This is a genomic window from Ruania zhangjianzhongii (assembly GCF_008000995.1).
Taxonomy (GTDB): domain Bacteria; phylum Actinomycetota; class Actinomycetes; order Actinomycetales; family Beutenbergiaceae; genus Ruania; species Ruania zhangjianzhongii.
The window spans coordinates 4661719-4683914 of sequence record NZ_CP042828.1; the positions used below are offsets into that span (position 1 = coordinate 4661719).

25 protein-coding genes are annotated in these 22196 nt (G+C 68.7%); 7 read left to right on the forward strand and 18 right to left on the reverse strand.

The features are described 5' to 3' along the window. Positions 1-3: 3 nt before the first annotated feature. Complete coding sequence (locus tag FU260_RS21520) at positions 4-468, reverse strand: GNAT family N-acetyltransferase (protein WP_147918911.1); 465 nt, start codon at positions 466-468, stop codon at positions 4-6. A 148-nt stretch (positions 469-616) separates the two neighbouring features. Between FU260_RS21520 and FU260_RS21525 the strand changes: the two genes are divergently transcribed. Then, positions 617-1294 (forward strand): TMEM175 family protein, encoded by a 678-nt coding sequence (locus FU260_RS21525; protein ID WP_147918912.1) that lies wholly within the window; start codon positions 617-619, stop codon positions 1292-1294. A 45-nt stretch (positions 1295-1339) separates the two neighbouring features. Here the strand turns inward: FU260_RS21525 and FU260_RS21530 are convergent, their stop codons facing one another. From FU260_RS21530 to FU260_RS21540, 3 genes are all read right to left on the reverse strand, one after another. Further along, complete coding sequence (locus FU260_RS21530) at positions 1340-1858, reverse strand: P-loop nucleotide/nucleoside kinase family protein (RefSeq protein WP_147918913.1); 519 nt, start codon at positions 1856-1858, stop codon at positions 1340-1342. 72 nt (positions 1859-1930) lie between these two features. Next, entirely contained in the window at positions 1931-2389 is a 459-nt protein-coding gene (locus FU260_RS21535; RefSeq protein ID WP_328592983.1) for a DUF3817 domain-containing protein, read from the reverse strand. 93 nt (positions 2390-2482) lie between these two features. Beyond that, positions 2483-2887, reverse strand: a complete 405-nt coding sequence (locus FU260_RS21540; RefSeq protein ID WP_147918915.1) for a VOC family protein — start codon at positions 2885-2887, stop codon at positions 2483-2485. Between the two features lie 120 nt (positions 2888-3007). Here FU260_RS21540 and FU260_RS23725 point away from each other — a divergent pair, with 120 nt between their 5' ends. The 3 genes from FU260_RS23725 (at position 3008) to FU260_RS21550 (ending at position 6938) form a co-directional block, all read left to right on the forward strand. Then, positions 3008-3148, forward strand: a complete 141-nt coding sequence (locus tag FU260_RS23725) for a hypothetical protein (protein ID WP_168211903.1) — start codon at positions 3008-3010, stop codon at positions 3146-3148. A gap of 240 nt (positions 3149-3388) precedes the next feature. Then, the gene (locus FU260_RS23920) at positions 3389-4765 is read left to right on the forward strand and encodes a DUF2510 domain-containing protein (RefSeq protein WP_210418149.1); all 1377 of its coding nucleotides are present in this window, start codon (positions 3389-3391) and stop codon (positions 4763-4765) included. A 106-nt stretch (positions 4766-4871) separates the two neighbouring features. After that, positions 4872-6938, forward strand: coding sequence for a prolyl oligopeptidase family serine peptidase (locus FU260_RS21550; protein WP_147918916.1), 2067 nt, complete (start codon positions 4872-4874; stop codon positions 6936-6938). A 216-nt stretch (positions 6939-7154) separates the two neighbouring features. Here FU260_RS21550 and FU260_RS21555 read toward each other — a convergent pair whose 3' ends face one another. From FU260_RS21555 to FU260_RS21605, 9 genes are all read right to left on the reverse strand, one after another. Then, complete coding sequence (locus tag FU260_RS21555; RefSeq protein WP_147918917.1) at positions 7155-7901, reverse strand: maleylpyruvate isomerase family mycothiol-dependent enzyme; 747 nt, start codon at positions 7899-7901, stop codon at positions 7155-7157. Next, positions 7898-8563, reverse strand: a complete 666-nt coding sequence (locus FU260_RS21560; protein WP_222847953.1) for a pyridoxine/pyridoxamine 5'-phosphate oxidase — start codon at positions 8561-8563, stop codon at positions 7898-7900. Before FU260_RS21560 ends, FU260_RS21555 begins: the two co-directional genes overlap by 4 nt. Before the next feature lie 218 nt (positions 8564-8781). After that, a complete protein-coding gene (locus FU260_RS24295) occupies positions 8782-9060 on the reverse strand; it encodes a DUF4282 domain-containing protein (protein WP_147919663.1) in 279 nt (92 codons plus the stop codon). Positions 9061-9801: 741 nt separating this feature from the next. After that, positions 9802-10110 carry a DUF4282 domain-containing protein gene (locus tag FU260_RS21580; protein WP_147918919.1) on the reverse strand — a complete coding sequence of 103 codons (309 nt, stop codon included), beginning with the start codon at positions 10108-10110 and terminating at the stop codon, positions 9802-9804. Positions 10111-10657: 547 nt separating this feature from the next. Continuing rightward, positions 10658-11065: a heat shock protein transcriptional repressor HspR gene (locus FU260_RS21585; RefSeq protein WP_147918920.1), complete on the reverse strand. Its 408-nt coding sequence runs from the start codon at positions 11063-11065 to the stop codon at positions 10658-10660. A gap of 6 nt (positions 11066-11071) precedes the next feature. Further along, positions 11072-12097 carry a DnaJ C-terminal domain-containing protein gene (locus FU260_RS21590; protein WP_147918921.1) on the reverse strand — a complete coding sequence of 342 codons (1026 nt, stop codon included), beginning with the start codon at positions 12095-12097 and terminating at the stop codon, positions 11072-11074. 40 nt (positions 12098-12137) lie between these two features. Continuing rightward, entirely contained in the window at positions 12138-12794 is a 657-nt protein-coding gene (locus tag FU260_RS21595; RefSeq protein WP_147918922.1) for a nucleotide exchange factor GrpE, read from the reverse strand. Then, entirely contained in the window at positions 12791-14653 is a 1863-nt protein-coding gene (dnaK, locus tag FU260_RS21600) for a molecular chaperone DnaK (RefSeq protein ID WP_147918923.1), read from the reverse strand. The genes FU260_RS21595 and dnaK overlap by 4 nt, the downstream gene beginning before the upstream one ends. Positions 14654-15022: 369 nt before the next feature. Next, positions 15023-15451 carry an NUDIX domain-containing protein gene (locus tag FU260_RS21605; RefSeq protein WP_187368341.1) on the reverse strand — a complete coding sequence of 143 codons (429 nt, stop codon included), beginning with the start codon at positions 15449-15451 and terminating at the stop codon, positions 15023-15025. Here FU260_RS21605 and FU260_RS21610 point away from each other — a divergent pair. Beyond that, complete coding sequence (locus FU260_RS21610; RefSeq protein ID WP_168211905.1) at positions 15441-15605, forward strand: addiction module protein; 165 nt, start codon at positions 15441-15443, stop codon at positions 15603-15605. The genes FU260_RS21605 and FU260_RS21610 overlap by 11 nt on opposite strands. A 236-nt stretch (positions 15606-15841) precedes the next feature. Then, positions 15842-16216, forward strand: coding sequence for a hypothetical protein (locus FU260_RS21615; protein ID WP_147918925.1), 375 nt, complete (start codon positions 15842-15844; stop codon positions 16214-16216). A 72-nt stretch (positions 16217-16288) separates the two neighbouring features. Here FU260_RS21615 and FU260_RS21620 read toward each other — a convergent pair whose 3' ends face one another. The 3 genes from FU260_RS21620 to FU260_RS21630 are packed head-to-tail and all read right to left on the reverse strand — an operon-like array spanning position 16289 to position 18949. Next, complete coding sequence (locus FU260_RS21620) at positions 16289-17116, reverse strand: DUF6999 family protein (RefSeq protein ID WP_147918926.1); 828 nt, start codon at positions 17114-17116, stop codon at positions 16289-16291. Position 17117: 1 nt separating this feature from the next. Further along, positions 17118-17822: an iron-containing redox enzyme family protein gene (locus FU260_RS21625; protein ID WP_147918927.1), complete on the reverse strand. Its 705-nt coding sequence runs from the start codon at positions 17820-17822 to the stop codon at positions 17118-17120. Next, positions 17819-18949, reverse strand: coding sequence for a 3-oxoacyl-[acyl-carrier-protein] synthase III C-terminal domain-containing protein (locus FU260_RS21630; protein WP_147918928.1), 1131 nt, complete (start codon positions 18947-18949; stop codon positions 17819-17821). Before FU260_RS21630 ends, FU260_RS21625 begins: the two co-directional genes overlap by 4 nt. A gap of 158 nt (positions 18950-19107) precedes the next feature. Between FU260_RS21630 and FU260_RS21635 the strand changes: the two genes are divergently transcribed. Next, positions 19108-20397: an alpha-amylase family glycosyl hydrolase gene (locus FU260_RS21635; RefSeq protein ID WP_147918929.1), complete on the forward strand. Its 1290-nt coding sequence runs from the start codon at positions 19108-19110 to the stop codon at positions 20395-20397. Between the two features lie 89 nt (positions 20398-20486). Here the strand turns inward: FU260_RS21635 and FU260_RS21640 are convergent, their stop codons facing one another. Both FU260_RS21640 and FU260_RS21645 read right to left on the reverse strand, forming a co-directional pair. Continuing rightward, positions 20487-21017: a GNAT family N-acetyltransferase gene (locus FU260_RS21640; protein WP_147918930.1), complete on the reverse strand. Its 531-nt coding sequence runs from the start codon at positions 21015-21017 to the stop codon at positions 20487-20489. Between the two features lie 92 nt (positions 21018-21109). Continuing rightward, positions 21110-22183, reverse strand: coding sequence for a fatty acid desaturase family protein (locus tag FU260_RS21645; protein WP_147918931.1), 1074 nt, complete (start codon positions 22181-22183; stop codon positions 21110-21112). Between the last annotated feature and the right edge of the window lie 13 nt (positions 22184-22196).

Sequence of the window (22196 nt, forward strand, 5' to 3'; positions counted from 1 at the left end):
TGCTCAGTACTCGCGGAGGTAGCACAGCATCCGATAGTCGGTCCCGGGCTCGATGTTCACGAAGCCGTGCCGCTCGTAGAAGCGACGTGTCTGCGTGTCCACCTCGTCCACGTTGATGTGCATCTCGCTGGCGCCCCGCTCGGCAGTGCGCGCGATCGCCCCGGTGAGCAGGGCCGTCCCGATCCCTTGGCCGCGCAGCTCGGGCAGCACGTACAGCTCCTCCAGCTGAGCCAGCGGTCCGTCGTAGTACGGCGTCGGGCGCAGCGTGAGGAGAGCGAATCCGGTGGGCCGGTCTGCACCGGTGAGCAGGACCAGCACATCCTCCCGGTGCAACAGCCGGGCGAACCGCTCGGCAAACTCGGCTGCGCTCGGGGTCGGGGTCTCGAACTCGGTGTTGAAGTCGAACAACAGCCGGCCCACCTGTGGAGCGTCTGCGGGGCCGGCCACGCGGACCTGCTCGTGGTTCATCCAGTCAGACTAGTGCGGCAACAACGATCGGGTTCCGCCCGGCCGGTGCGATCCTGAGCAGGATCCGAACACCTCACCTCGCGACGTTGGCGGCGCCGCTCGATCTACGCCCTCTCGCCGCCGGCACTGCGTCCGGCTACTCTCAGGCATGGGGCGCGACCTCTATCAGCGTGAGTCCTCTGGTTACGACCGTGCGCTCGGGTTCTTTGATGCCATCTACGGCTTCTCGCTGACGCTCCTGATCGCCAATCTGGACGCCCCGCCGGCCGAGGCGTGGCAAAGCCTCGATGCGCTGCTGGCGCACGACGTCGGCAACCAGCTGTTCGGGTTCCTCATCAGCTTCGTCGTCATCGCCGCGTTCTGGCGTGTCAATCACCGGGCGATCGACCGGTTGTCGACGATCGATTCCCGGGTGATCCTGATGAACATCATTGCCGCCGGGCTGGTGATCTTCATTCCGTTCACCACGCAGGGGATCAGCGATTCGGAAACGTCAGATCTTCCGCTGCCGCTGGCGTTGTACGCGGTCAACATCGCGGCGGCGATGCTCGCGCAGTCGGTGATCATGTTCACCGCCCGGCGCTATGACGAGGCTGCCCATCCGCTGACCGCCCGGCAATGGGGAATCCAGGTGCTCGATGCGATGGTCGGGCCGCTCGTGTTCCTCGGCTCGGTGCCGGTGGCCTACGCCTGGGGCGGGGACACGGCGAAGTTCTGTTGGCTGCTGCTCATCGTCCTCGGACCGTTGAGCGCCAGACTGGCGCAGCGCGCCACTGCCGCCCTGGCGCCGGAGCCGCCACTCGAGGCGGAGCCACTGGCGAGCTGAGAGTCGACGAGAAGCCGCTGACAGGGCGTGTGTTCGGCCGGCACGTCACTGACTCGCGAGCTGGGCGATCACCTCGCGAGCGGTCTGATCCACGGAGCGCGCGGCGGTGTCGAGCTCGAGGTGCTCATCTGTCCACGGGGCGTACCCGGCACGTCGCTGCTCGACGTCTTCCCAGGTGGGCTCGCGAACATGGGCGAAGCCGCGATCCCGGCCGCGGAGCCTCTCCTCGTGCAGCTGAGCATCGGCGACGACAAGATGCACGAAGGCCAGACGCGCATCGGCTGCTTCTGCGGCGGTGCGCCACGTCTGGCGGGCTTCTTCACTGTCATTGACCGCATCGATGACGACGTCGTGCCCGTTCCGTAGGTTGAGAACGGCCATTGCTCGCGCCGTCTCGTAGGCGGCCACCCCGACCTGCCAGCTCGTGGGGAGTCCGCAGCCGAGCATCGCCTCTTCGACCGCGTCGATGGACAGGTGGACCGCACCGATCCCCAACGCCACGGTCGTTGCGACACTCGTCTTCCCGACGCCGGGCAGACCAGAAAGCACGATCAGCTCAGTCATTCGCGCCCCTCCTGATAGCCCAGCGACGACGTCGAGCTGCCCATCCAGTCAGCGTAGCCCGGCACACCTGGATCAGGCTCCGCCCGGTGGGCCGATCCAGAGCAGGATCCGAAACACCAGGGCGAGGGCCGCCAGCGTCACCAGGGCGAACCGGACAGGCCGGCGCAGCACCGCCGCCAACCCGCGTTCGATCGGGGTGCGCGCGCCGCCGCTGAGCAGCCGCCAGTGGGTGCCGGTCAGACCACGACGGCGCACCAACCGCCCGAACGGCACTGTGACGAACGGCAGTACGGCGCTGAGCAGCCCGAGCAGAATCGTGCGCCGCTCCCACTGCTGGTCGATCCCCACCACGAGGGTGACGGCGCAGTAGGCCAGGAAAACGAATCCGTGGATCGGACCGGCCACGCTCACCCCGAGGTCAGTGGTGTGGGTGAGGTACTTCAGCACCATCCCCAGCAGCAGCAAGGCCCAGGTGACGGCCTCAGCATCGGCAAGCAGTCGGTGCAGGCGGCCGGGCCCCAGAGATCGCACCCTCACATTGTCACCGACCGGGCCGGGCCGGGCCGGGCCGGCAATGCGAGACGAGGCGAGGCGAGGCGAGGCATCAGGCCGTCCGGCGTCGGCCTAGTCGGCAGGGAAGGCGAGCGGGTCGCCGACCTCCAGCTCGCTGCACAGCACGCAGAACTCGTTACCCTCCGGGTCGAGCATGGTGACCCAGCCGCCATCATCGCGGCGCAGATCGGCGTGCACGCTCGCGCCGAGGCCGAGCAGCCGCGCGACCTCATCCGCCTGGGAGAGGTCAGTGGGCCGGAGATCGAAGTGCAGGCGGTTCTTCACCGCCTTGTCCTCAGGCACCTCGATGAACAGGATCCGGTGCTGGTGGTCCGGGGAGTAGAGCAGGCACTCCTCGTGCCCGGGCTCGTTCGGGTCCTCGGGGTTCTCGCTGTAGCCGAGGACCTCGGCCCAGAACAGGGACTGGGTGTAGGCGTTTCGGGAATCGACGCTGGTGTGCGATACGCGTGAGGTCATCGGGTCAGCATCGCGGCCAAGCGTCTGCTCTGTCACGGCCTTTGTCCCCCGTACGGCGGAGCCGAGGTTTCACCCGCTCGGCGGATCCGCACCACACTGGCGCGCCGTAGCGTCTTAGCCATGGATACCGCAGCAATGTTCGTGATGATGATGGCTGGCCCGCTCGTCGGTTCGATCGTGGTGGCCGCCAATGCCAAGAAGATCAACGCCCAGTGGCGCGAGCGCCGCGCCGCTCGCGCCACCGCCCCGCCCGCGGGCTGAGCCGCCCGCGTCAGGTGGGCCGCCCGCGTCAGGCTGAGCCGGTTGTCACCGCGTCACCGGCCTGAGCCTCGGTCACCTCAACCCCGACACACCGCTCCCCCGCCTGGGTTCGCCGTGCGACGTTCTCGCCCACTGTGACCCACAGGACACTTCTCCCCATCGGCGGGTGCGACCGATCGTGGTTCTGCGCGCTACCGTCGACGGAGTGCATCTGGACCGAGACGAACGGGGGACGAGGGTATGACCGCGCCAGTTCCGCCGGGTTGGCACCGCGATCCTCGTGGTGGCCCGCTCGAACGATGGTGGGACGGCCGGCAGTGGACCGGCCACACCAGGCCGTCGCAGCCCGTGGCCGCCGCAGGCCCGGGGATACAGCCCAGCACACCGCACCCGCAACAGCAGCACCCGGCCCACCAGCAGGGCCAGGCCAGCTATCAGCAGGGGAGCGCCGGGTGGCAGCAGGGGAGCGCCGGGTGGCAGCAGGGGAACGCCGGGTGGCAGCAGGGGAACGGCGGCTATCAGCAGGCAGCGGGCGGCGGTTATCCCGGCACCGGACACCAAGGACCCGGCTACCCGGGATCCCAACCGCCAGCGAAGAAGCATGGGCTGACCGCACTGCTGGTGGTGGTCTCGGCTCTGGCCCTGTTCATCATCGTCGCCGTGGTCGGTCCGTTCGGCAACGACCCGGATACCTCGGCAAGCACCCCCACCCCGTCCACTCCGTCCGCCACTCCGACGCCGACGCCGGAAGAGACCTACACGATCATGGACCGGCCGGGCTACGACGCGGCCGTGAACTACCTGGACGAGCTCTCGAGCTGGTTGAGCACTGCCTATGACGACGGCACGATCTACGACTATGTGCCGAACACCGATGAGGGCCGTACCTATGCCGCGGCGGTACTGCAGCTGATCGGCGAGCTCCGGGTCGAGTTGAGCGAACCCGGTGAACCGACCAGCGATACCGACGCTCTCGATACCCGGATCGAGGAGATCCAGGACCAGGCGCAGCAGTACTCCGAGGCCTTCGAGAACGGGCAGGACCTGGGCGTCCGGGTCGAAGTCGAGTGGAACGACGGCACTACGACCACCACGGACGGCACGTTCCCCGAGGCCCCGTCCACCGACCCGGACGACTACGCCGACGCTGAGGAGTTCGCCCAGGCCTACGTGGCCCAGCCCGACGGTGATGGCAGCTTCGCGCCGGCAGCGGAGCAGATCGCCGCGGCGTTCGACCTTGAGCTCTTCTACGACCACGACGCGATGTTCAGTGCGTGCGAGTACCCGGACAACTACGAACTGCTCGGCGGTTTCTGCCCGAGCAGTCCGGGGTACGTCTACATCAACGACCAGTACTCCGACTACCCGAACGTCCTCCAGAACGAGGGGTTCGTGCACACGGTCCGGCACGAGATCGCCCACAGCCAGATCCTGGCGATCTGCGGCACTCTTTCCCCGCCGGCAGCCGGAGAGAACTGGGAGGGCGTGACGAACTCCTACGCGGTGAACTATTTGGGCGCGGACCCGGACTGGCTGTTCGTCGAGAACGAGTATGCGATCAGCGCGCAGACCGAGGAAGTCGCTCAGCAGATCCACGAGGACCAGCAGTGCCAGTAGCGCTGCCCACCTGTACCCGCCGGCCGGGTGAGCCCAGCAAGGCCAACGCACCCTCCGCCGTCTCCTAGGCTGGTCTCACCCGAGGACACCAGCGCGAGGAGCAGAAGTGAGCACAGCCGGCAGCGAGGACCCGTACACCTGGCTGGAGGACGTCGAGAGCGAGCGTGCGCTGGACTGGGTCCGAGCCCGGAATGCCGAGGGAGCCGCCGACCTGGCCGCCACCCCGGGTTTCGCCAGCACCAGGGATCGGATTCTCGACGTCCTGGACTCCGACGCGAAGATCCCGGACGTGAGCAAGGTCGGCGACTTCTACTACAACTTCTGGCGGGACGCCGAACACGAGCGCGGTCTGTGGCGGCGCACCACCCTGGAGTCCTACCGGACGGCGGATCCCGAGTGGGAGACGGTACTGGACATCGACGGGCTGAACGAGGCCGAGGAGGAGAACTGGGTCTGGCACGGCGCCTCTGTACTGCGCAGCGGACCGGAGGCGTATCGCCTCGCGATCGTGGACCTGTCCCGTGGCGGCGCCGATGCGGACGTCTCCCGGGAGTTCGACCTGCACACCAAGACCTTCGTCGACGGCGGCTTCTACCGGCCCGAGTCCAAGGGGAGCGTCTCCTGGATCGATGCGGACACGCTGTTCGTGGCCACCGATACCGGGCCCGGAACCATGACCTCCTCCGGGTACCCGCGGACCGCCCGACGCTGGCACCGCGGAACCCCGCTGGAGAGTGCGCCGATCGTCTACCAGGCACCCGAGCAGGACATGGCGGTCGCCGCGGCGCATGACTCCACCCCCGGCTTCGAGCGGGACTTCGTGATCCGGGCGATCGCGTTCTACAACGACGAGCTGTACCTGCTCGACGGCGATGAGCTCACCTTGATCGAGGTTCCCCGCTCGGCGAATGCCGACGTGCACCGGGAGTGGCTCACCGTGGAGCTGCGCGAGGACTGGACCACCGGCGGGCGTACCTATCCGGGCGGTGCACTGCTGGCGATCGACTTCGAGGCGTTCCTGGCCGGCGAGCGGGACTTCCTCGAGGTCTACACGCCTACTGCAGGCACCTCACTGGCCGGCTACACCTGGACCCGGCACCACCTGGTGCTGAACATCCTGGACGATGTGAAGTCCCGGCTGGAGATCCTCACCCCGGCCGACGGCGGATTCTCCCGATCCGCTTTCATCGGTGCGCCGGCCGTGGGTACGGTGCAGGTCGCGCCGGTGGACCGCCGCACCTCGGACGACGTGTGGCTGTACGCCACCGACTTCCTCTCCCCCACCACGATGTCCCTGGCCCAGATGGACCCTGCACCGGGTCCCGACGGCACGGTCTCGGTCGTGATCGAGGCGCTGAAGTCGATGCCGGCCTTCTTCGATGCCGACGGCCTGGTCGCCGAGCAGCATTTCGCCACCTCGACGGACGGCACCCGGATCCCGTACTTCCTGATTCGTCGCGAGGATCTGGCCTTCGACTCCGCAGCACCCACTCTGCTGTACGGCTACGGCGGATTCGAGATCTCGCTGACCCCCGCCTACTCCGGCTCCCTGGGCCGGTCGTGGCTGGAACGCGGTGGCGTGTACGCGCTCGCCAATATCCGTGGCGGTGGCGAGTACGGGCCGGCGTGGCACCAGGCGGCACTGAAGGCGAATCGGTACAAAGCGTACGAGGACCTGGCCGCGGTCGCCCGCGATCTGACCGAGAAGGAGATCACCGCTGCCGCGCACCTGGGGGTGCAGGGCGGGTCGAACGGCGGCCTGCTCACCGGGAACATGCTCACCCAGTACCCCGAGCTGTTCGGTGCGGTGGTGATCCAGGTGCCGCTGCTGGACATGAAGCGCTACTCCCACCTGCTCGCCGGCGCGTCCTGGATGGCCGAGTACGGCGATCCGGACGATCCGGCGCAGTGGGAGTTCATCCGCACCTTCTCCCCGTACCACCTGTTCGAGCCCGATCGGGAGTACCCGCCGGTCCTGCTGACCACCTCCACCCGCGACGACCGGGTGCACCCGGGCCACGCCCGCAAAATGGCCGCCCAGCTGCTCGCCGCAGGCAAGGACGTGACCTACTACGAGAACATCGAGGGCGGGCACGGCGGCTCGGCGACCAACGCGCAGGCAGCGCACATGCAGGCGCTGGCATACGAGTTCCTGCATTCCCGCCTGCGCTGAGCTGCTCGGGCCCGCTCGCACCCCCGCACACCCGGCCCTGACACCCCGCACCCCGGCGCCCGGCACCGGCACCGGCCCGCTGGTCATCCATCGGAGTACCGAATGAACATCTGAGGGCCGAAATTCCGGTACTCAGATGTCCATTCCGTACTCAGACGACTGTCTGCGACCGGCGGGCGGGCGGGATGCGGGCTGCTGGCCGGGCCCGTCGCGGGCTCAACGGCTGGAGGGCCAGGGGCCGAGCTCGGGCAGGTCCACCGCATCCTCGCCGCTAGTAGCGATCGGCAGCGGGTGGATCTCCCGCCCGGCCAGCCAGCCGGTGATCGAGGTGAGCGGACCGGTCACGGTCACCGGCGCCGTCGGCGGGGCTCCGGAGTCCGCGGCGACCACATACCGCACCCCCGGTTCGAAGGCGTCCAGCTCGACCAACGGCCCGCTGGGCAGGCGCACGGAGAGGAAGTCGAGCAGGTACTCGCACAACGGCTGGCTCCACACCTTCGCCGCCTCGATACCCAGATCGAGATCCACCTGGTGGATGCTGATCTCACGCCACCAGGCCAGGGCGACGTCCACCACGATCCCGTCCCGGTAGCGCACCGGCGTGAACCACACCAGCGAATCCTTCTCCGGCCAGGCGTTCTGGTGCTGGCTCTGCAGTGCGGTGAGCGCCGCGAGGTGCTCCTCCTTGGTCCGGGTAGCGCCGGCCTCGATCGCCGATTCCCGCCCCGCCGACCCGCCGTCATAGACGTCGATCAGCTGGCCGCGCGCGGCATAGTCGAGCTGGCGCGCGAGCGCTCGGCCGATACCGTCGATGTGGGCGAGCACGTGGCTGCGGGTCCAGCCGGGTAGCCCGCTCGGGGCGGCGAGGTCCTCGGGCGTGGCGTGTTCGACGGCGGAGATCACCCTGGCCAGGGCGGCTTCGCTCTCCCGGACGGTGGCGAGTGGTTCGATCAGGTCGGTCATGGCCAGAGCAGCTCCCTCTTCCAGTCGTCCCCGTGGCGCCGGTAGCGCAGCCGGATCTGCCCGGCATCGGCAGTAGCCTGCCAGAATTCCACGGCCTCGGCCCGTAGCCCGTAGGACCGCCAGCTCGGCAGCTCGGTGTCCGGGTGCTCCTGCACGCTGGTGAGCTCTGCGGCGAAGGCATCCCAGTAGGCCTGCCGGTCGGTGAGCACCTCGCTCTGATGGCCGACGAGCGCGGCGGCCCGCGAACCCGGTGGGCGGGCGTGGAAGTCTGCGGCACCGGCAGCGTCACCGAGGTCCCGCATCTGACCGGTGACCCGGACCTGACGGCCAAGAGCGCCCCAGAAGGTGGTCAGCGCAGCGCGGGAGTTCTCCGCGAGCTGGGCGGCCTTGGGGCTGTCGGCGGAAGTCGCCACACACCAGAGGTCGGCGTCGATGTCCTTGAGTATTAGCGTGCGGGCGGTGACCCGCCCGTCTCCTCCCGCAGTGGACAGCACCATCGCATGCGGCGCCTGCACACCCCCGTCGACGGCGGAGCGTAGCCAGTCCAGGTAGAGCTCGGCCGGAGCGGCCGGTGCTGCATCCGGGTCGAAGGGCGGCAGGCGGTCGCGGTCGAAGACGGGCAGCTCACGCAGCCAGTGCCGCAGGCTCGGTTCGGAGGTCACGGGCCCAGCCTGCCATCCGGGCCCGCGATCAGCCCAGCCGGGTGACACCCGCCGTCGGGCGCTATGCACAGCACGCCGTCGGGCGCAATGCACCGCACACCGTCGCGCGCAGCCAGCCGGCACCGACACCGGCACCGGCACCGACACCGACACCGACACCGACACCGACACCATCGGCGCATCCTCGCCACCGCGCCGGGGCGGGGAGGCAGACGTCGCTATCCGTCGGTGCGGCCGACCATCTGGGAGGTGTTCTGCGCAGTGCGGATGTTCGCCACCGAGAACTCCAAGCCGAGACGCACGATGATCAGGAGGATCGCCGGCGGGATCCAGCCAAACAGCAGCATGACCACCCCCATCAAGATTCCCCTGCCGCCCATCCGGAACCCGTAGAACAGCAGGAACAGATACTCGAGACAGGCGATCACGATCGCGACCACGAAGATCACCTTCGCGAACGAGATAGTGATGAAGTGGCGGAAGGAGAAGTCGAACATCGCCTTGAAGAAGCCCGGCTCCGGGGACTGTCCGCCATAGTGGCCACCCGGAGGTGGCCCGCCGGGGCCGCCGGGGCCATAGCCACCGGGGCCGTCGGCGCCACCTGGACCGCCAGGCCCGTAGCCACCGGGGCCGCCCGGGCCATAACCGCCAGCGCTGCCGCCCCCGTCACCGTCCGAGGGTGGGCCGCTCGGCGGCCCACTGTAGCCACCGGGGCCAGCTGGCGGCGGGCTCCCTGCACCAGGCGGCGGACCCGCTGGCGGCGGCGCCGCCGAAGCCGCCCCGAACGACGGCGTGCCCGGCACAGGCGGCATCGGTCGAGTGGGCGGCGGACCGGCTGGTGGCGGCCCATAGCTATCGGAAGCGCCAGAGGCCGCACCGAAACTGGTCTGGCCCTGACCCCCTGGACCAGGACGCCCGGCCGAGGCAGACGTTGGATTCTCGGACATGGAGATCTCCCCTACTTTCGTCATTGATGACCAGGAGCGTAGCGGCACCCACCCGGACAATGTGTCCAGATGTGCCGTCCGGTCACCCACAACGAAGCCGATGAGATCTCGCCTATCCGATGTCCGATTCGGGATTCGAGGGACCCGCGGAGTGCCTCGTGCCGCCACCGTCAGAGCACCTCAGGCCGCGGCGGCGACCTGCTGCACCCTCAGACCGCCAGAGTCAGAACACCTCAGACCGCCACAGCGACGTCCCTTGCCCTCAGAGGTCCCACGAGCGGAGGTACAGCATCAGCTGCGGTCCACCAGCTGGGAGGTGTTCTGCGCGGTGCGGATCGTGGCCACCGAGAACTCCAAGCCGAGGCGCACCACGACGAGGAAGATCGCCGGTGGAATCCACCCGAACAGCAGCGCCATCACTCCGAAGATCACCGTGCCACCACTCGATCCGTAGGGGCTGAAGGCATCTCCGATGCTCGCCATCCCGAAACCGGAGATGATCGCGAAGAGCCACCACAGACCGGCGATCACGATCGCCACGATGAAGATCACCTTCGCGAACGAGAGCGTGACGAAGCTCCGGAAGGAGAAGTCGAACATCGCCTTGAAGAAACCCGGCTCCTGCGAGTGCCCGCCATAGTGGCCACCGGGCGGCGGTCCACCTGGTCCGCTCGGGCCGCCGGGGCCGTAGCCACCGGGACCGCCCGGACCGTAACCGCCAGAGCTGCCGGCCCCGTACCCACCCGAGGGTGGACCACTCGGCGGCGGGCCGCCGTAACCTCCGGGGCCGGCGGGTGGCGGGTGACCTGCACCAGGAGGCGGACCCGCTGGTGGCGGCGCCGCCGAGGCCGCCCCGAACGACGGCGTGCCCGGCGGAGGCGGCGTGGGACCACCAGTCGGCGGGCCGGCAGGCGGCGGCCCATAGCTGCCGGGCGCTGCACTGGCCGCACCGAAACTGGTCTGGTCCTGACCCCCTGGATCAGGGTGCCCGGCAGAGGCAGGCGTTGGATTCTCGGACATGAAGATCTCCCCATTTCTCGTCGTCGATCACGAGGAGCGTAATGGCATCCACCCGGACAACGCGTGGACCCTCCGCGGTCCGGCGCGAAACGGGCAGCGGGCGGCGGCGTCCAGCCACACGGCCGGATCAGCGCTGAGGGCGCCAGAGCACCATCGCGCCCGCGCTCTCCGCTCGCCGCAGTCGGGTACCGAGCGGCACCGCGACCACATCACCGGCGGTGTCCGCGGTGAACACCCGCCGGCCGGTGCCGTGGCCGGCCCGCAGCCTGGTGTTCTCCGTCTCGAGCCGTTCGTTCTCCGCGGCAAGCTGCAGGATTCGCTTGATCCCGGCGAGGTTGATGCCCTCCTCCTGAGAGAGCCGTTGCACCTCACGCAGCACGTCCACGTCGCGGGAGGAGTAGCGCCGGCCTCGGCCTCGGGTGCGCTGCGGCACCACGAGGCCGAGCCGGTCATAGGTCCGCAGGGTCTGCGGGTGCATCCCCGCATGCTCCGCGGCGATCGAGATCAGGAAGACCGGGGCGTCATAGCCGGACACGGCACATCACGCCCTCGCCGCATCGGCCAGTCCGGCCCGCGGGTCGGTGCCGTCGCTGGCTTCGGCGAACTTCGTCAGCGCCTCAGCCGCGTCCTTGCTCACCTTCCGCGGGACGGCCACCTCCACGGTGACGATCAGGTCCCCGGTGCCCTTCTTCGAGGCCACGCCTCGACCCTTGGCCCGCAGCCGGGTGCCGGACTGAGTGCCGGCCGGCACCTTGAGCCTGACCTCCGAGCCGTCCAGGGTGGGCACGGCAATCGTCGCGCCGTGCACCGCCTCCGGGAAAGTGATCGGCACCGTGATGGTCAGGTTCTGACCGGCCAGGGCGAACACCGGGTGCGGTTCTACCTGCACGGTGACCACCAGGTCGCCCGGCTCCCCACCGCTCGGGCTGGGCTGTCCCTTGCCGCGCAGACGGATCTTCTGCCCGTCGTGCACGCCGGCCGGGATCCGCACAGTCATCGACCGGGTGCCGTCCAAGGTGAGGGTCACGGTCGCACCCTCCACTGCGGAGCGGAACGGTAGCGAGGCGGAGGTGGTGATGTCTCCGCCCTTGGTCGGCGCCTGGAACCCGGCACGGCCACCCCCGCCACCGCCACCGCCGAACAGGCCACCGAGGATGTCCTCGAAACCGCCGCCACCGGGCATCGAACCCCCGGTGGAGTAGCGCACCCGCGGTCCGCCGGGACCACCAGGTGCCCCGGTGCCGCCGGCACCGAACATCCCGCCGAACAGGTCCTCGAACCCGTTCGCGCCGGTGGCGCCGCCCGGGCCGGAGGCGAACCGCGGTCCACCTCCGGCCATAGCGCGCAGCGCGTCGTACTGCTTGCGCTGCTCGTCGTCGGAGAGCACCGCGTAGGCCTCACCGATCTCCTTGAACTTTTGCTCGGCCTTGGCGTCCCCGGGGTTCTGGTCCGGGTGCCAGGTGCGTGCGAGCTTGCGGTAGGCCTTCTTGATCGCGGCGGCGTCGGCGTCCTTGGACACGCCCAGCGTCGCGTAGAAGTCCTTCTCCAGCCAGTCCTGTCCGCTCATCGCGCCACACCTCCTCCGATCATCGTTGCCCTCCCTGCTCTCACTGTGGGCCGGTCACTGCCACTCGGGCCGGACGCACCACCTTCTCGCCCACCCGGTACCCCGGCTGGAGCACCTGGGAGACGGTCTCGGTCGCCGCGTCCTCGCTCTGGTTGTGCATCAGCGCTTCGTGCACGTTCGGGTCGAACTCGTCCCCGGCGGTGCCGTAGCGCTCCACTTTGAACCTCGAGACCAGCGTCTCTTCGAACTTCTCCGCCATCGCACCGAGCGGGCCGGAGAGCCCATCGTGCTCACGGGCATGGTGGATGTCGTCGAGCACCGGGACGAGTGCCTCGACCACATCCTCCGCACCGCGCCCACGCTCGGCGAGTGCCTCGGCACGGGACCGCTTGACGAAGTTGTTGAACCGCTGGTCCAGGTTGTACAGGTCGGCCTTCGCCCGGGCGAGCTGGTCCTGCAGATCCGCGGCCTCGGCCTTCGCCGCGGCCACCGGATCCTCGTCGGCAGGAGCGTCCTGCTGCCCAGACCCCGCACCCGCGGGAGCGTCCGGAGCAGGGTGAGCTCCGCCGTCGACGGCCGGCTCCGAGGCGGTGACCGCCTCCTCGGCGGCCACCTCCTCAGGAGTGCGCAACTCGCCGGTGGTGGGATCGAGGCGACGCTTGTCGCGAATCACCGGCTGCTCGTCGGGCTCGGTCACTTCTTCTCATCCTCGTCCACGATCTCGGCGTCCACGATGTCGTCGTCCTCGGCCGGGGCGTCGGCCGCCGGGGCCTCCTGGCCATCGGCGCCCTCGGCAGGCGCGTCCTGCTGGGAGTACAGCGCCTGGCCGATCTTCTGGCTCGCCTCACCGAGCTCGGCCTGAGCGGTCTTGACCGCCTCGATGTCCTCGCCGGCCAGCGCAGTCTTCACCTTCTCGACGGCGTCGCGCACCTCGGTGGCGACGTCCTCGGGCAGCTTCTCGGCGTTGTCGGTGAGGAGCTTCTCGGTGGAGTAGGCCAGCTGTTCCGCCGAGTTGCGGGTGTCCTGCTCCTCGCGGCGCTGGGCGTCCTCGGCGGCGTGCGCCTCGGCCTCCTTGACCATCCGGTCGATCTCTTCCTTGCCCAGGGCGGAGCCGCCGGTGATCGTCATCGACTGCTCCTGGCCGGTGCCACGGTCCTTGGCGGAGACGTGCACGATGCCGTTGGCGTCGATGTCGAAGGTGACCTCGACCTGAGGCATCCCGCGCGGGGCCGGGGCGATCCCGGTGAGCTCGAAGGTGCCCAACGGCTTGTTGTCACGGGCGAACTCCCGCTCACCCTGGAACACCTGGATGAGCACGCTCGGCTGGTTGTCCTCGGCGGTGGAGAACACCTCGCTGCGCTTGGTCGGGATGGCGGTGTTCCGCTCGATGAGCTTGGTCATCACGCCACCCTTGGTCTCGATACCCAGGGACAGCGGGGTGACGTCGATGAGCAGCACGTCGGTGCGCTCACCCTTCAGCACACCGGCCTGCAGCGCGGCGCCGACGGACACGACCTCGTCCGGGTTCACACCCTTGTTCGGGTCCCGGCCGCCGGTCAGTTCCTTGACCACCTCGGTGACGGCGGGCATCCGGGTGGAGCCACCGACGAGCACCACGTGGTCGATGTCCGCGATGGCGATCCCGGCGTCCTTGATCACGTTGTGGAACGGGGTCTTGGTGCGGTCCAGCAGGTCCGAGGTCATCTGCTCGAACTGGGCGCGGGTGAGGCGCTCGTCGAGGTGAATCGGGCCGTTCTCGGACATGGACAGGTACTGCAGGGAGATGTTCGTCGACGTCGCGGAGGACAGCTCCTTCTTCGCCTGTTCGGCGGCCTCACGCAGACGCTGGACGGCGATCTTGTCCTTGGACAGGTCCACCCCGTTGGCGTTCTTCACCTGGGTGACCAGCCAGTCGACGACCCGCTGGTCCCAGTCGTCACCACCGAGACGGTTGTCACCGTTGGTAGCCCGCACCTGGATGGTGGAGAACTCGTCCTCGTCCTTGCCGACCTCGAGCAGGGAGACGTCGAAGGTACCGCCACCGAGGTCGAAGACCAGGATGAGCTCGTCCTCCTTGCCCTTCTCCAGGCCGTAGGCCAGGGCCGCCGCGGTCGGCTCGTTGATGATCCGGGAGACCTCGAGGCCGGCGATCTGCCCGGCGTCCTTGGTGGCCTGACGCTCGGCGTCGTTGAAGTAGGCGGGCACGGTGATCACCGCGTCGGTGACCGGCTCGCCGAGGTAGGCCTCGGCGTCCTTCTTCAGCTTGCCGAGGATGCGCGCGGAGATCTCCTGCGCGGTGTACTTCTTGTCGTCGATCTCCGAGCTCCAGTCGGTGCCCATGTGCCGCTTCACCGAGGAGATCGTGCGGTCGACGTTGGTGACGGCCTGACGCTTGGCCACCTCACCGACGAGCACCTCGCCGGTCTTGCTGAACGCCACCACCGACGGGGTGGTGCGAGCGCCCTCGGCGTTCGCGATGACGGTGGGCTCGCCACCTTCCAGAACGGCGACCACGGAGTTCGTGGTGCCCAGGTCGATTCCGACTGCTCGTGCCATGTCTGTAGCTCCTTCCGCGCCGCCGGGAATCGACGACACTGGGTCTGGATGAGTCTGCCGCACTCAAGTCTGCGCGCTCGGATCCGGATCTGCCAAATCGAGGGGCGAGAACTTGAGTCTATGAGGCTCAACTACGGGGGGTGCCGAGGTATTCCCTGGGCACCAAACCAAGCGGGCACCGCCGCTGAGCGAGTGCGCAGGTCAGCACCCATCGTGGCGGTGCGTTGCACCATGGGATGCGAGGACACCCACCGGGGGCGTTCCGGAGAGCTGATGGGGGCTCGCGCGTCGCTCCTCGACTGTGGTGTGGGTTTGACGCACCGGGCGCGGCAAACCGACACCGTAACGGCCCGTCCGGCATGGGGGTGGTCAGCGCAGCGCCGCCTCGAAGATCGCCGGCAGGCGTGCGTCGGCGAGTCGGAGCGCCGTCATCTCCTCATGGTTGAGCCAGGCCAAGGCGTCATGCTCGGTCGGCTCCACGTTGGCCGGCTCCCCAACCCACGTGTCGACGACCCAAATGTCCATCCTGAAGTCTCTGCCGCGCACCTGTGTGAAAGGCGCCCCTTCGATGACGGCACCAACTCCGAGTTCTTCGCGAAGTTCACGACACAAGGCGGCGTCGGGCGACTCGCCGTCCTGGACGTGACCGCCGGGGAGGTCCCAGCAGTCCGGATACCAAGCCCGAGTCGACACACGATGCAGCAAGAGACCACGGCCACCGCGCCGCAGGAGTCCAGCGGCGACCACGTGGAGACTCCCGCCATGTGCCACCACCTCAGTCTTGCAGGTGTCACCCACTCGCCGGATTCTCCGGAACCTCGAGATCGACGCCGCCTGGGACGAGGTTCTCGACCGCCGGGTGGCCGAGGTGGTCAACGGAACCGCTGCCCTCGTTGACGGACCTGACAGCCTCGCTCAGATCCGCACCGAGCTTGCCGCCCGCCACAAGTGAACTACGGCTGGCGCGAACACGAGGATGCCCGCAAGGAACTCCGCGAGGCCACGAACTTCCTCGACGATGAAGGACGAAGTCGTGACCATCACCACGAACGCCGAGGACCCGAATACTGGTCGCACCGACTGACATAATAGGGCGGATACGATTCCGAGGTTCGCCGTACGACGAGCCGACGCAGCGTAGCGAAACTCTGCTCGGTACCGGACCAGGACGCGGGTAAAGTCGCGGACGTGACGAGCTCCGCACAACCTCCCGGTACGCCGCCGAAGAACCGCCTCCAACGCGCGGCCCAGGTGGTGAATGCAGCCGTCCGCCCGCTCGTGGCTTCTCCTCGCTGGGGGCGGTTGACCGGCCGGTGGATGACCGTCGTCACCTACACCGGCCGCCGAACTGGGCGCACCTTCAGCATCCCGGTCGGGTACTCCCGCGCCAAGGACACCATCACGATCGGCGTGCAGCTGCCGGAGAAGAAGCGGTGGTGGCGCAATTTCCTCGGTGCGGGTGGGCCGATCCTGCTGCGTCTGGGCGGGGTGGACCGCCCCGGGCACGCCGTCGCCCACCGGGACGACGCCGGCAAGGTCACCGTGGCCGTGCAGCTCGGCTGACGGCACCTACGAACCCGAGCGAGAGGACCTGACCTGCTGAGGCTCGCGCCCACCTCAACGGAGCAGCGCCGGTCAGCGAGCGCCGTCGGCGAACTTGCTCAGATGCGCATGGGCGTACTCGCACACCAGCGCGTGCCGGTAGACCAGCTGCGGGACGTCCACATTGGTGTCCATCCACAGGCTCAGCCCGCCCATCTTCCAGTGCCGGTACGTCTCGTCCTCGGTGAGCGCTGCGAGGATCTCCAGGAACGAGTCGTCGAAGCGGAGCGAGTGGATCGCGCGCCGGAACTCCTCCAGGCTCAGCGCGATGCAGAACGGGATGTTCATCAGGCACAGCGCCGTCTGGATATCGAGCCGAAACAGCCGGGGGCGGCGGCGCTCCGGGTCCAACGGCGGGACGTCGAGCTGGGAGAAGTCCAGGCGTTCCGGCGCCTCGACGTCCACGCCCTCCAGGGCGATGAGCACGTCGTAGACGTTGATGTCGTGCTCGATCACAGCGTTCTCACCCAGACCGGCCAACGTCGTCGGGCGCAACGTGACCGGTTCGATGTCCGCCGGGGTGTTCCGGATGATGAAGTTCACCAGGTTGGTCTCGACCACGAAGTGCCGGATCAGCAGCTCCACGGCGTCCGGCGCGACGAACCGGCGCAGGAACCACAGGCACAGCTTGTCCATCGTGCGCAAGGACATCCAGCGCCCCGGGACCAGACGCTTGATCGTGGAGAGCACGGCCACGAGAACCCGGGAGACGATCCGGGCAACGGGGTACAGCCACCGCCGCGAGACCCGCCGCTGGTCCTTGATGATCATCCGCACCAGCGAGCGGTCCAGCGGGATCGAGGGGTCGGCGTAGATCGCCTCCCACATGCTGGGGTCGGATTTGACGAACTCGGGTGGCATGTCAGATCTGATCCAGCTCGGTGAGCTGCATGACGTACAGCCGGGCGACCACTCTGGCGCAGGAGACGATCGCATCGGCCGCGGCGCCGTCGACCGCGTCCGACGTCAGGATCGCGTCGAGCTTGCCGGTGTGCTCGGCGTCGGCCTCCTGGTGGTAGCGCATGAAATGGACCTGGTTGTCCGCCAGCCCGAGCACCTCCTGGAACCGTTCCGCCCAGGCCAATGCCTTCTGCGCGCCGAGCCCCTCAATGATGAACATCGCGCCGAGCAAGCCGATCGGGTTCGGCTGGCTCGCCTGGTGGAACAGATAGCCGGAGAGCGCCTGCGAGCCGATGTTCTTCCGGCCGGAACGCAGCTGCTCGAGCGACCCGCCCACGGCCACGTAGTCCCGTTCCAGCAACAGGTGGTCGCGGTGCTCCTCCAACGCGTGCGAGATCGCGGCTGAACGCAGCTCGAAGTGGTCCATATCGAAGTTCGACGCCGCTCGCGCGATCCAGAGCGACCCGTCCACCACCTGCTGGCGCAGGTTGTGCAGCAGACACTGGTAGTCCGCGACACTCACCTCGCCCGCGGCGAGCGAGCGCAGGATCGGCACGTCCTCGAGCAGGCTCTCGAACTCGGTCCAGACATCGGCCAGCCGGGCCAGGAGGCTGGTCTGGTCCGGGGTCGGCGGGCGGTATCCCTCGACGGTCTCGGTACTGCTCATCTGCTGCTCCTCCTGGGTTCAACGACGGTCAGGTGCGCGAAGCCGAACGAGAACCGGCCAGATTCCGGGACCGCGAGAAGCACGGTCTCGCCCGGGGCCAGTCTCTCAGTGCGCCAGGCCTCCTCCAGCGCGATGAAGATGCTAGCCGCTCCGGTGTTTCCGCACGTCTCCAGGTTGGAGAACCATCGGCTCTGGTCCAACCCGGGGATCCGTGCGCTCAGAGCATCGAAGACCAGGTCGCGGAACACGTTCGTGCTGTAGTGGCAGATCACGTGGTCGAGCTTCTTCAGATCCACCAGGCCGAGGTCCACGAGCTGTTCGAACTGCGCCAACCCCGCGGCAGCCAGCTCGTCGAGCACCTTCGTCTCCTGCCTGATCTGCATCAGGCCGGCACGCTCGGCCGAAGCCACGTCCTCGAAGTCCTGCCAGGTTCGGCCGGCAACGGCCGATCCGCCGTCCAGGCCGGCCCGCATACAGACCTCGTGCTCGTGGGCGAGGGAGACCTGGCGCACCCAGTCCACCCGCAACGAGGGCCGGTCCGGCCGCGGCTGGAACTCCACCACCGCAGCTCCTGCGCCGTCAGAGAGCATCCACCTGAGGAAGTGGGCATCCAGGTGGTCCGTCACGCCGTCGAAACGCCTTTGGTGCAGCCAGCGGCTGGCCAGTTCTGAGCCGACGACGGCGGCCCTGGGGTGGTCGCCGAGCCGCACCTTGGTCACGGCTGCGTCGAGCGCAGCGATGCTGGACGCACAGACCCCGGCGGCGGTCAGCACCTGCATCGGGCCACCGCCGAGCCGACCGTGCACCATCGAGGCGAAGCCGGGGACGAGGAGGTCGCCCTGGGTGGTGGCGCAGGCCAGCATGCCCAGGTCCGAGGCGGAGATCCCACGGTCGTCGAGCGCACCACGGATCGCGTGCACCGCGAGCTCTTCGTTCAGCTCGGTGGTCTGGCCTGCGGTATCCATCGCGTAGTACCGCTGTCGGATGCCGTTCGCCTTCTGGATCCGTGCGCGGATCCGTTCGGTCCGGCGGTCGAGACCACCGAGCCGGCTGGCGACCTCCTCGTTCGAGACCGGTTCGCCGGGGAGGTACCGGCCGAGCCCGGTGAGGTATGCAGTCGCCGCCATGCGTCCATTCAGCCACAGTTCCGGCCAGCGTGAGAACAGGTTCGCCCTCAGCCGTGGACAGCCGGACCGGCATGGCCCGCGCCACTCAGACCGAGCACCCGGCGGTCCCGCACGCCGACGAACACCACGGCGGCGGCGCGGGCGCTGTACGTTGACGTATGAGCTCCGCCGAGCACACCATCTGGTGGCACGTGTACCCGCTGGGGTTCGTCGGCGCCGACACCACCGGCGCCGACCGCACCCCCACGACCGGCCTGCCCGCACTGATCCCCTGGCTCGACCACCTCCTCGAGCTGGGTGCCAACGGGCTCGCGCTCGGCCCGGTCTTCGACTCCTCCACCCATGGTTACGACACGATCGACTACTTCCGTATCGATCCCCGCCTGGGCACTGAGGACGACCTCGTCGAGCTGATCGAGGCCGCCCACGGCAAGGGCATTGACGTGATGCTGGACGGCGTGTTCAACCACGTGGGCCCGGACTTCCCCGCGCTGCGCGCGGCCCGAGAGGATCCCGCCTGCGCCGAGGCACGCCTGTTCGCGACGGAGCCCGACGGTCAGCTGGTCACCTTCGAAGGGCACGGGGGGCTGATCACGCTGGACCATGGGGCCGGTGAGGTGGCCCAGCTGGTCACCGAGGTGATGACCTACTGGTGCGACCGCGGCGTTGACGCGTGGCGTCTCGATGCCGCCTATTCGGTGCCGGTCGAGTTCTGGACCGCGGTGCTTCCCCTCGTCCGTGAGCGTCATCCGCAGGTGTACGTGCTGGGTGAGGTGCTGCACGGTGACTACGCCGGTTTCGTCCGGGACGGCGGCCTGGACTCCGTCACCCAGTACGAGCTGTGGCAAGGCATCTGGCACGCCATCGCCGATCTGAACCTGCACGAGCTGGACCATGCACTCGGCCGGCACAACCAGTTCCTCGACACGTTCGTGCCCTACACCTTCGTGGGCAACCACGACGTCACCCGGATCGCCAGCCAGATCACCGATCAGCGCCACCTCGCCCACGCCGTCGTGCTGCTCTTCACGCTCGGCGGCACGCCATCGGTCTACTACGGGGACGAGCTGGGTTTGCGTGCGGTCAAGGAGGAGCGGTTCGGCGGCGACGACGCGATCCGCCCTGCCTTCCCGGCTCACCCTGGCCAGGTCCCAGGCGCTCAGGCCGGGGTCCTCGCCCTGCACCAGGAGCTCATCGGTCTGCGCAGGCGGCACCCCTGGTTACACACCGCGCGAACCCGGACGGTCGCCGTCAGCAACGAGGCGATGACGCTGGAGGTGACAGGCGCAGGCGGCGCGGCCCTGATCGTCGCGCTCAACATCGGCGACGATCAGCTGCGCATCGCCGATCCCCCACCGGGTCAGTTTCTGGCCGGATCCAGCTCCGGGATCGACGGCGAGGACCTCGTCGTGGGGCCACACGGCTGGGCGGTCACCGGACGCCGATAATCCGCGCCGGCGGGGCGGCGGACGCCAGCTCAGCTGGGACCGGCAGCCCGAGTGCGGTCACCGAGCGCAGACCCACGTCCGGGCACCGGTCAGAACTCCCGCACCGTGAGCAGGCTGTCGCCGTAGGCGGCACTGGGCTCCAGGTCACCCGTCTCGCGGAAGCCGAGCTTCTCCAGGACCCGGCGCGAGGCAACGTTCCAGTCTCGGACCCCTGCCCACAACCGCCGGTAGCCGGCCCCTTCCGCCCAGACCAGGACCGCCCGACCTGCCTCGGTGGCGTAGCCGAAGCCGTGCGCCGCGCGCAGCAGCTCATAGGCCAGCTCGGGCTCGTGGGGCGCTCCGGTGCCATGGAAGACCAACCCGCAGTAGCCGATCGCGTCGCCTCCGTTCTTGCGCTGCACGACCAGGAGCCGTGGCCCCACCGCCTCTTCCTCGGCGCGAAGCTGTGTCGCAAGGTCGGCGACAGTCGGGCGGCCCTCCGGGGAGATCTGCCGATGCGGTGGCACCCGCGGATCCCGCTCCGTCCACAACTGACGATAGACGGCGGCGTCTTCGACTCTGGGGCGTCTCAGGATGAGGCGATCGGTCTCCACCGTGTCCGGCGTGGGCGCGAACGTCATACCGCATTGTGTCAGCGGCCGGCGCCTTCGGCCCGGTTCGGGAGTGGCCACCCGGGGCTGGTCGGCCGCGGGCCGGGCAGCGAGCCGGCCGGTCAGACCGGGCGGTAGGACGCCACGATCGGGCACTCGAACGGGTCGGCGTGGCCCAGGCCGACCCGGTTCAGGTAGCGGATCACGATCCCGTAGGCCGCGAACAGACCGGTCTCGGTGTACGGGACGTTGCGCTCGGCGCAGTACTCCCGGACGATCTTGCGGGTCTGGCGCAGGTTCACGCTGGGCATCCGGGGAAAGAGGTGGTGTTCGATCTGGTAGTTCAGTCCGCCCATCCCCCAGGTCATCAGCGCTCCGCCGCGGATGTTGCGTGAGGTCATCACCTGACGGCGGAGGAAGTCCACCCGGGACTCCTTCGGCAGCAGCGGCATGCCCTTGTGGTTGGGCGCGAACGTGGCACCCATGTACACCCCGAAGACCACCAGCTGCACGGCCATGAACGCCACCGCCAGCACTGGGCCGGCGACAACCACCACCAGCGCCGGGAAGCCGATCAGCCGAACAGCGAGCAGGGCCGCCTCCAGCCCACGGCGGTGCATCGTCTCGTCGTTGATGATCGTCTTGATCGCGCTGACGTGCAGGTTGAGCCCCTCGAGCGTGAGCATCGGGAAGAACAGCCAGCCCTGATGGCGGGTGATCCAGCCGACGATCCCGGTGCGCTCCGAGACGTCGTCCGGGTCGAACACCAGCGCGCCGGTGGCGATGTCACCGTCCTTGCCGATCACGTTCGGGTTGGCGTGGTGCCGGCCGTGCTTGAAGGCCCACCAGCCATGGCTCAGCCCGACGACGAGGTTGGCAACCAGCTGGGAGAGCAGCTCGTTGCGCGGCCCGGTGGAGAAGACCTGCTGGTGGGCGGCGTCGTGGCCGAGGAAGGCCGCCTGGGTGAACAGCACACCGAACAACGCGGCGACCGCCAACTGCCACGGGCTGGACCCGAGCGTCAGCAGCAGTGCGGTAGCTCCGGCGAAACCGGCCAGCAGCATCACACCCCGGAAGATGTACCAGCCGGGCCTGCGGTTCATCAGACCAGCGGCCTTGACCCGCCGGGACAGCTCGAGAAAGTCGCGCTGGGGGTTCCGCGTGACGCGGGAGGTCGGGGCGGCGGTCGTCGTCATAGGCCGAAGGTAG